At 70.1% G+C, this 8,838-nt stretch carries 9 protein-coding genes and 1 riboswitch; of the genes, 4 read left to right on the forward strand and 5 right to left on the reverse strand.

The window, feature by feature from the left end:
• Nucleotides 1-9 precede the first annotated feature (9 nt).
• Together BJQ95_RS14955 and BJQ95_RS14960 are read right to left on the reverse strand one after the other, a co-directional pair.
• Nucleotides 10-975 carry an aldose 1-epimerase family protein gene (locus tag BJQ95_RS14955; protein ID WP_130177747.1) on the reverse strand — a complete coding sequence of 322 codons (966 nt, stop codon included), beginning with the start codon at nucleotides 973-975 and terminating at the stop codon, nucleotides 10-12.
• A 15-nt stretch (nucleotides 976-990) separates the two neighbouring features.
• A complete protein-coding gene (locus BJQ95_RS14960; protein ID WP_130177748.1) occupies nucleotides 991-1,818 on the reverse strand; it encodes a DeoR/GlpR family DNA-binding transcription regulator in 828 nt (275 codons plus the stop codon).
• Nucleotides 1,819-1,903: 85 nt separating this feature from the next.
• Between BJQ95_RS14960 and galT the strand changes: the two genes are divergently transcribed.
• From galT to BJQ95_RS14975, 3 genes are all read left to right on the forward strand, one after another.
• Complete coding sequence (gene galT / locus BJQ95_RS14965) at nucleotides 1,904-3,097, forward strand: galactose-1-phosphate uridylyltransferase (protein ID WP_130177749.1); 1,194 nt, start codon at nucleotides 1,904-1,906, stop codon at nucleotides 3,095-3,097.
• Nucleotides 3,094-4,251: a galactokinase gene (gene galK / locus BJQ95_RS14970; protein ID WP_130177750.1), complete on the forward strand. Its 1,158-nt coding sequence runs from the start codon at nucleotides 3,094-3,096 to the stop codon at nucleotides 4,249-4,251. Before galT ends, galK begins: the two co-directional genes overlap by 4 nt.
• 125 nt (nucleotides 4,252-4,376) lie before the next feature.
• Entirely contained in the window at nucleotides 4,377-4,964 is a 588-nt protein-coding gene (locus BJQ95_RS14975) for a hypothetical protein (protein WP_130177751.1), read from the forward strand.
• 82 nt (nucleotides 4,965-5,046) lie between these two features.
• Here the strand turns inward: BJQ95_RS14975 and BJQ95_RS14980 are convergent, their stop codons facing one another.
• A complete protein-coding gene (locus BJQ95_RS14980; protein ID WP_130177752.1) occupies nucleotides 5,047-5,529 on the reverse strand; it encodes a YbaK/EbsC family protein in 483 nt (160 codons plus the stop codon).
• Nucleotides 5,530-5,752: 223 nt separating this feature from the next.
• Here BJQ95_RS14980 and BJQ95_RS14985 point away from each other — a divergent pair, with 223 nt between their 5' ends.
• On the forward strand, nucleotides 5,753-6,286 hold the full coding sequence (locus BJQ95_RS14985) for a gamma carbonic anhydrase family protein (protein WP_130177753.1): 534 nt from the start codon (nucleotides 5,753-5,755) through the stop codon (nucleotides 6,284-6,286).
• 80 nt (nucleotides 6,287-6,366) lie between these two features.
• On the opposite strand, the gene BJQ95_RS14990 is transcribed toward BJQ95_RS14985, so the two are convergent.
• A complete protein-coding gene (locus BJQ95_RS14990; RefSeq protein ID WP_130177754.1) occupies nucleotides 6,367-7,251 on the reverse strand; it encodes a bifunctional methylenetetrahydrofolate dehydrogenase/methenyltetrahydrofolate cyclohydrolase in 885 nt (294 codons plus the stop codon).
• A 165-nt stretch (nucleotides 7,252-7,416) separates the two neighbouring features.
• Nucleotides 7,417-8,715 carry a serine hydroxymethyltransferase gene (gene glyA, locus BJQ95_RS14995; protein ID WP_130177755.1) on the reverse strand — a complete coding sequence of 433 codons (1,299 nt, stop codon included), beginning with the start codon at nucleotides 8,713-8,715 and terminating at the stop codon, nucleotides 7,417-7,419.
• A 30-nt stretch (nucleotides 8,716-8,745) separates the two neighbouring features.
• Nucleotides 8,746-8,836, reverse strand: a riboswitch (ZMP/ZTP riboswitch).
• Nucleotides 8,837-8,838: the final 2 nt, after the last annotated feature.

Genomic DNA, 8,838 nt, shown 5'->3' on the forward strand with positions numbered 1-8,838 from the left:
CCGGGTTGCTCAGGCTGCGAAACCCGTCGGGGTGATTCCCCAGCGAACCACCCAGTCCTCGCCGGGAGCCAGCCAACGCAGGCCCTGGCCGGAGTTGAAGGCATCCGCCGGAGCCGTCATCGGCTCGATCGCCACGGCCTGGCCGAGTCGGGTGGATTCGCCCGTGCGCACGCCCTTAATGCGCACCGGGAAGTTGCGCGGCGTGAAGGCCTGCACGTAGGCCATGTTCTCGTCACCCCAGAGGGTGACCCGACGGCCGTCGGGCGCGGTGAGGGAATGCTCGCCGCGGCCGTTGTGCACCATGACGCCGCCGAAGCCGTCGTCGAGGTCGAGGTCGGCCACCCGGGCGCCGGCGCGCAGGTCGAACCGGGTGCCAGCCACCGGGGAGACGCCGACCGGGTTGAGCCGGTGGTCCACGTCGATGTGGCTGGTCGCGTTGAGGCGCAGAACGAGGTCGCCGGTGGGCACGTCGCCGATCTTGAGGTACGGGTGGGTGCCCAGCGCCACCGGGGCGTTCTCGCCGCCGACGTTGCGGATGCGGTGGCTGACGGCCAGGCCGTCGGCCGTGAGCGTGTACGTGACGGTGGTGTCCAGCTGGTAGGGGTAGCCGGACTGCGGGTACACCGTGGCCGCGAGGGTCACCTCACGCTCACTCCGGGCGACGAGCCGGTAGGCGGTGTGGGCGAGCAGGCCGTGGATGGCGTTCAGCTGGGCCGGCTCGGTGATGGTCAGCAGGTGCCGCACGCCCTGCTGGGTCCAGATGGCGTCGCGGATGCGGTTGGGCCAGGGCACCAGCACCGTTCCGGCGCCGAGCGGCGGCACCGCCTCGGCGGCGAAGCCCTCCACCAGGTCTATGCCGCCCAACGCATATTCACGGATACCGGCGGCCACCTCGGTGATGGTCGCCGTCGCACGCCCGTGCGGGGTCTGCAGGCTGAGCACATATTGGGTTCCGGTGGCGGCGGCAAGCTGCATGGTGGTCTTTTCGAATCAGTGAGGTTGGAGCACGGCGAGGCCGGCCTCTCGGAGCGGGGCCACGGTGAGCGGGTCGGCGGCCGCATCCGTCACCAGGGTGTCGAAGGCGGCAAGCGGACCGATCCGGCCCAGGTGCACGTGCCCCAGTTTGGCACCGTCGGCCACGATGATCGCGCGCGCCGCGGCGGCGAGCATCAGGGTCTTGACGCCGGCCTCCGGCAGGTTGATGTTCGTGACGCCGCCGTCCACGTCGACTCCGTTGCAACCGATGAAGGCCAGGTCGGCGTGCACCTGGCTGAGCACGGTGGCCGCGAGCGGGTCGACCAGGGAGTGCTGCAGCGGGCGGAGCGAGCCGCCGGTGACGATCACGGTGAACCGCGGGATGGCTGGTTCGAGGGCCAGGGCGATGCTCAGCCCGTTGGTGATCACCACGACGTCGGTGAGGTCGGTGCGGGCCACCAGTGCCCGGGCGATCGCGAGGGTGGTGGTGCCCACGTCGAGGATCACACTCTGGCTGCTGGCGACCAGGGAAGCGGCCAGCTCGCCGATCTGCTGCTTGGGGATCACCGAGGAGGCCAGGGCCTCCTCGAAGGAGAACTCCCGGTCGGGCCGGCTCGTCGTGGAGATCCCGACCGGTACCGCACCGCCGTGGATCCGGGTGAGCGAGCCGGCGCTCTCCAGCTGGTCGAGGTCGGCGCGGGCGGTGACGCCGGAGACCCCGAAGGTGTCACTGAGCTCGCTGACGCGCACGAAGCCGCGTTCGTCGACGAGCCGCTGGATCTGCTCCCGGCGCTGGTGCGCGGGCAACGCCTCCCGGTCGGTCGGATGTTCCACTGAGGCCATACCGCAATCTTCACCTATTTTGCCTCGCTTTTCAATACGCAAGCACTGGTTTCGGTTGCGCAAATCGGCTAGCGTTGATTCCGCTATGACTGACCTCACCAACACCCCAGACTTCGTCGCCGACGCCGGCATCGCGCGTCATCCGCACACCCTGGCCGACGGCCGCGAGCTCATCTACTTCGATGACCCCGACACCACCCTGTCGCCCGACCGCGCGCCCGACCTGCGCGAGCTCGGCCCCCGCCCCGCGAACGCGCTCATGCGCCAGGACCCGCTCAGCGGTGAGTGGGTCTCCATCGCCGCGGCCCGGCAGAACCGGGTGTTCCTGCCGCCGGCGCACCTCGACCCGCTCGCCCCCTCCACCCCGGAGAACCCCTCCGAGGTGCCCAGCAACTACGACGTCGCCGTGTTCGAGAACAAGTCGCCCTCGTTCGGGCCGCTCCTCACCGACGACGACGCTCCCACCGGCCTGGACGACCTGCGCACAATCGGGCTGGGGCGCATCCGCACCTCGGTCGGCCGCTGCGAGGTGGTCTGCTTCAGCCCCGCCACCGAGGGCTCGTTCGGCAGCCTCTCGGTCACCCGCGCCCGCACCGTGATCGAGGCCTGGGCCGAGCGAACCCACAAGCTCTCGCAGATGCCGGGCATCGAGCAGGTGTTCCCGTTCGAGAACCGCGGCGAGGCCATCGGCGTCACGCTGCACCACCCACACGGCCAGATCTACTCCTACCCCTACGTCACCCCGCGCACCCAGCGGCTGATCGACTCGATCGAAAGCTACGGCCCCACCCTCTTCGCCGACATCCTGGCCAGCGAGCAGGCTGGCGACCGGGTCGTCCTGCGGGGCGAGCACTGGACGGCCTTCGTTCCGTTCGCCGCCCGCTGGCCCGTCGAGGTGCACATGCTGCCGCACCGCCATGTGCCCGACTTCGCCGGCACCACCCTGGCCGAGCGCGACGAGCTCGCGGTGCTGTACCGCCGGCTGCTGCGCGGCATCGACCAGCTCTACTCCACGCCCACGCCGTACATCGGCGCGTGGCACCAGGCGCCGGTCAACGTGCACCGGGGCGACATCCGCCTGATGCTGCAGCTCACCAGCCCGCGCCGGGCCGAGGACAAACTGAAGTTCCTGGCCGGCTCCGAGGCCGCCATGGGCGCCTGGATCGGCGATGTCATGCCCGAACAGGCCGCCGACAACATTCGGGCCGCGATCGTGCGCTCGGACGCCGCGGATGCGGCTGCAGAATCCACCAGCACCACCGGAGAGGCCCACTCGTGACCGAGACGCAGAATGTTTTGAGCGGATTCCGCGACCGGTTCGACCGCGACGCCGACGGCTTGTGGTTCGGCCCCGGCCGGGTCAACCTGATCGGCGAGCACACCGACTACAACGACGGGTTCGTGTTCCCCTTCGCGATCAACCGCCGCGCCGTCGTCGCCCTCGCCGTGCGCGTTGACCGGATGCTGCGGGTCGCCAGTTCGTTCACCGACGAGGTCGTGGAGATCTCCCTCGACGAGCTCTCCCCCGAGGCCGTGTCGGGCTGGTCGGCGTATCCGTTGGGCGTGGCCTGGGCGCTCGGTCAGAAGGGTGCCGACCTGTCGGCCGTGACCGGCTTCGACGCCTTCATCGACTCCGATGTGCCGATCGGCGCCGGGCTGTCCTCCTCCGCCGCGATCGAGTGCGCCACCGCCGTGGCCCTGGACGAGGTCTGGAACCTCGGCTTCGACAAGCAGGTGCTGGTGCGGGTGGGCCAGCTGGCCGAGAACAGGGTCGTCGGCGCGCCCACGGGCATCCTCGATCAGTCGGCGTCGCTGCTCGGCCAGACCGACTCGGCCGTGTTCCTGGACTGCCGTAGCTTCGAGTCCGAGGTCATCCCGCTCGGCTTCGACGACGCCGGCCTCGAGCTGCTCGTGATCGACACCAAGGTCAGCCACGCGCACGCCACCGGCGGCTATGCCGCACGCCGGGCGTCCTGCGAGACGGGCGCCCGGCTGATGGGCGTGTCGTCGCTCCGCGACCTCACGGTGGACGACCTGCCCCGCGCCGCCACGACCCTCGACGACGCGACCTTCCGCAGGGTACGGCACATCCTCACCGAGAACCAGCGGGTGCTCGACACCGTGCGGGTGCTGCGCGAGGAGGGTCCCGGTGCCATCGGCGCACTGCTGGATGCCTCGCACGCCTCGATGCGCGACGACTTCGAAATCTCGGTCGCCGAGCTCGACCTCGCGGTGGAGACCGCCCGCGCGGCGGGAGCCGTCGGCGCCCGGATGACCGGCGGCGGCTTCGGGGGTTCGGCCATCGCGCTCACGCCGCACGCGCTCATCCCCGCCGTGCAGCAGGCCGTCGCGTCGGCTTTCGTCGCGGCGGGTTACACCGCTCCCGACATGTTCGTGGTGCGCGCCGCGGCCGGGGCCGCCCGCCTGTCCTGAGGACCTGAGGAACGTCCGCGATTGAGTTGCGGACTTCCCACCTTCGTTTCACCAGCGAAGGCGGGAAGTCCGCACTTGGGCCTCCGGTCGCCCCGAGTGTCGGTGGCTCGGCTCACGATGTCTACATGAACGAGCCGACCCCCAGCATCCACGACGTCATCCACACCGTCTTTGGCGGCGCCTTCGACGAGAGCACGGGCATCAGACGCCGCCACGTGCAGCAGGTCGAACAGGACCTGCGCGCCTACATCCCCGCCGAAGTCGACAGATACCTCACAGACGACGAACGTACCCTGCTTGCCGCCGAGCGGGAGTTCGCACCCGATGGCGCCGCGTGCCGCGCACTCGACGCCGAGGTGCTGCTCTCTGCACTGACCGGGTTCATCGCCCCGCCGTACTTGGCGTCCGACCTGCTGCTCAGACGCGCGCAGCTGAACTTGGCCGAGGCCCTCGTCGGGTACGTCGCCCACGACCTACTGCACGGCTACGACACCAGCTGCATCCGGATGGAGTTTCAGTGGGCTCTCGTCAAAGCGCGAAACGCTCTCAAGCGAGAACGCCGCGCACAGGCAGCCGAGAGAGTCTTGGCCAAGATGTCCGTGCAGGACCGCGAGCACATGGAGCGCGTGATCAGCCGCGTCACGGATCATCCATCGTCGACCGGCCCCGAGATCGATGGCAGGCAGTCGACGATCCACCCAAGCTTCGAGTGAGTGAAGCTCCGAAGATCCGCCTCGACGACCTGCCCGAGCGACCCCGGACGGTTCCAGTGTGTCGAAGGCGGGTGTCGGACGCCTATTTCGGCGGAACGACGGGGGTCGCCTCGCCCCCGGTGAGGCGCAGCAGCTCGGCGAACGTGGTGGGGAAGACCGTGTGCGCGTGCCCCGCCGCGGCCCAGACCACGGGGTAGCCGGCGAGATCCTCGTCGACCAGGGTGTGAATCGGCGCCGGATGCCCGAGCGGCGCGACCCCGCCGATCACCTGTCCGGTGGCCTCCTTCACGAGGTCCTTCGACGCGCGGCCGATGGTGCCGCCGAGCCGCTCCCCCAGCCAGGCCGTGTCCACCCGGTGCGCCCCGGAGGTGAGTACCAACAGCGGGGCCCCGTCGAGGGTGAAGACCAGGGAGTTCGCGATGGCGCCCACTTCGGTGCCCAGCGCAGCGGCAGCCGCGACAGCCGTCGTGGCCGCGTCGTCGAACCAGCGGATGTCGGGGTCGAGGCCCTGAGCGTTCAGCGCCAGGCGCACCTTCTCGACGACCGGATGTGCGGTGTTCACCATCCCTGCATCTTAGAGCCCAGCATCTGCCCACGCACGAAGCCCCTGCGCCCGTCGCCCGAACGGCGGCTCGATCGCAAAAAAGGACATAGTTCGGAAAAAAGGACGAAATGCCGTGTTCCGTCCTTTTTTGCTCACTTTCTCCTTTTCTCCGGCGCGCCCTCGGCAGCGGCCCGGAGAAACCGGTTGCGGGCCCAACCGACCGCCGGATGGCTAGGCTGGAGCCATGACCGCCGACAGCGCCGCCCGCCTCCTCACCCTGCCCGACCGCCCGGGACCGCAGGTGGCCGAGAGTGCTTTCGTCGCCGCCGGCGCCGTGCTGGTGGGCAACGTGAGCCTGGCCGAGCTGGCCAATGTCTGGTACAACGCGGTGCTGCGCGCCGAGGCCGAACCCATCCGCATCGGCGCGGGCTCCAACCTGCAAGACAACGTCTCCTGCCACGTCGACAGCGGCTTCCCGCTGACCGTGGGCCGCGACGTGTCGGTGGGCCACGGCGCCGTGCTGCACGGCTGCACGGTCGAGGACGGCGCGCTGATCGGCATGGCCGCCACGGTGCTGAACGGCGCCGTCATCGGCGCCGGCTCCCTCGTGGCCGCGGGCGCCGTGGTGCTCGAGGGCACCATCGTGCCGCAGGGCTCCCTCGTGGCCGGCGTGCCGGCCAAGGTGCGCCGGGCCCTCACGCCCGACGAGATCGACGGCATCCGCCACAACGCCCAGTCGTACCTGGGCCACGCGGCCCTGCACCGCCTCGCGACCTGAACCACCCCCGCGAACTGTGACTTAAGCACCCAAAACGGCGCGATTGTGGGGCTTAACTCACAGTTCGCGGAAGGGGGGGGTTAGGACTTGAGGAGGCGCTCGGAAGCCTTGACCACGTTGGCCAGGAGCATCGCGCGGGTCATCGGGCCCACCCCGCGGGGGTTGGGTGAGAGGTAGCCGGCCACCGAGGCCACGTCGGGGTGCACGTCTCCGGTGAGCTGGCCCGTACCGGTCTCCGGGTTCTCCACCCGGGTGATGCCCACGTCGAGCACCGCGGCGCCCGGCTTGATCCAGTCTGCCTGCACCAGGTGCGGCTGGCCCACGGCGGCCACGACGATGTCGGCGCGGCGCACCTCGGCGGCCAGGTCCACGGTGCGGGAGTGCGTCAGGGTCACGGTGGCGTCCAGACCCTTCCGGGTGAAGAGCAGGCCCAGCGGGCGGCCCACGGTGAGGCCGCGGCCGATGACGACGACGTTCCTGCCGGCGATCGGCACGTTGTACCGGCGCAGCAGCTCCACGATGCCGGCCGGGGTGCAGGGCAGCGGCGAGCTGAGCTCACCCTCGATGCCCAGCACCAGACGGCCGAGGTTGGTGGGGTGCAGGCCGTCGGCGTCCTTGGCCGGGTCCATCAGCTCGAGCATGGCGTTCTCGTTGTGGCCGACGGGCAGCGGCAGCTGGATGATATAGCCGGTCACGTCGCGGGCGGCGTTGAGGTCGGCGATCGCGGCGCGCACATCCGCCGAGGTGGCCGAGCCGGGCAGGTCGATCCGGATGGACTCGATGCCCACCTCCGCGCAGTCGCGGTGCTTGCCGGCCACGTAGGAGCGTGAGCCCGGGTCGTCGCCGACGAGCAGGGTGCCGAGCCCGGGTACGATTCCCTGGGCGGCCAGCGCGCGCACGCGCTCCGTGAGTTCGAGCTTGACCTGGGTCGCGGTGGCGACGCCGTCGAGGGTGAGTGCGGTCATACGAGATCCGATCTGTCGGTGATGCCGCGCGCACGCCCCAGCCTGAGGCTGCACGCCAATCTGGCAACGCCCACCGGCCCCGACGGGCCGCCAACACGATGCCGGGGGCAGCTGGTGACGGATGCGCTCACGCGAGGGCTACGCATCCGTCACCACCCGCCGGGCCTACTGGGAGAGGCCGGGGTAGAGCGGGAACGCGTCGGTGAGGCCTTTCACCCGGGCGCGGAGGCCCTGGACGTCGGCGCCGGGCTTGAGCGCCTCCGCGATGACGTCGGACACCACGGTGAACTCGGCATCGCCGAAACCACGGGTGGCCAGGGCGGGGGTGCCGATGCGAAGGCCCGAGGTGACCATCGGCGGGCGCGGGTCGAACGGCACCGAGTTGCGGTTGACGGTGATGCCCACCTCGTGCAGCGCGTCTTCGGCCTGCTGGCCGTTGATCTCGGAGTTGCGGAGGTCCGCGAGCACCAGGTGCACGTCGGTGCCGCCGGTGAGTACGTCGATGCCCGCGGCACGCGAGTCGTCGGCGGTGAGCCGGTCCGCGAGGATCCGGGCGCCGCGGAGGGTGCGCTCCTGGCGTTCCTTGAACTCAGGGCTCGCCGCGAGCTTGAACGCTGTGGCCTTGGCGGCGATCACGTGCATGAGCGGGCCGCCCTGCTGGCCCGGGAAGACGTTGGAGTTGAGCTTCTTCGCCAGCGCGGTGTCGCGGGAGAGGATGAAGCCCGAGCGCGGGCCGGCGAGGGTCTTGTGCACGGTGCTGGAGACGACGTCGGCGTAGGGCACCGGCGACGGGTGCAGCCCGGCGGCGACGAGGCCGGCGAAGTGCGCCATGTCGACCCAGAGCTTGGCGCCCACCTCGTCGGCGATGGCGCGGAACGCTGCGAAGTCGAGCTGGCGGGGGTAGGCCGACCAGCCGGCGATGATGACCTGCGGCTTGTGCTCGAGGGCCGCATCGCGCACCACGTTCATGTCCACGCGGAAGGTCTCCGGGTCGACGCCGTAGGCGACCGGGTTGTAGAGCTTGCCGGAGAAGTTGAGCTTCATACCGTGGGTGAGGTGGCCGCCGTGCGCCAGCTCCAGGCCCAGGATGGTGTCGCCGGGGGTGGCGATCGCCGAGAGCACCGCGGCGTTGGCGGTGGCGCCGGAGTGCGGCTGCACGTTCGCGTACTCGGCGCCGAAGAGGCTCTTGGCGCGGTCGATGGCGAGCTGCTCGGCCACGTCGACGTACTCGCAGCCGCCGTAGTAGCGGCGGCCCGGGTAGCCCTCGGCGTACTTGTTGGTGAGCACCGAGCCCTGCGACTGCAGGATGGCGCGGGGCACGAAGTTCTCGCTGGCGATCATTTCGAGGTAGTCGCGCTGGCGACCGAGCTCGAGTTCGAGGATCGCGGCGATCTCGGGGTCCACGACCTCGAGGGGCTCGTTGAAGGTGGAGGGTACGTTACTGGTAAGCACAGTGTCGGACACGGGAGAACTCCTTGAGACTATCGATGGATGTGTCGTGGCCCAGGCGTGCGGTCACTAACCGTGTCTAGTCGCTCCCCGATGGTGACCCATCTTTCGTGCTACGCCAGTCGCGACCCGGCCATA

Source organism: Cryobacterium sp. SO1, assembly GCF_004210215.2.
Classification (GTDB): domain Bacteria; phylum Actinomycetota; class Actinomycetes; order Actinomycetales; family Microbacteriaceae; genus Cryobacterium.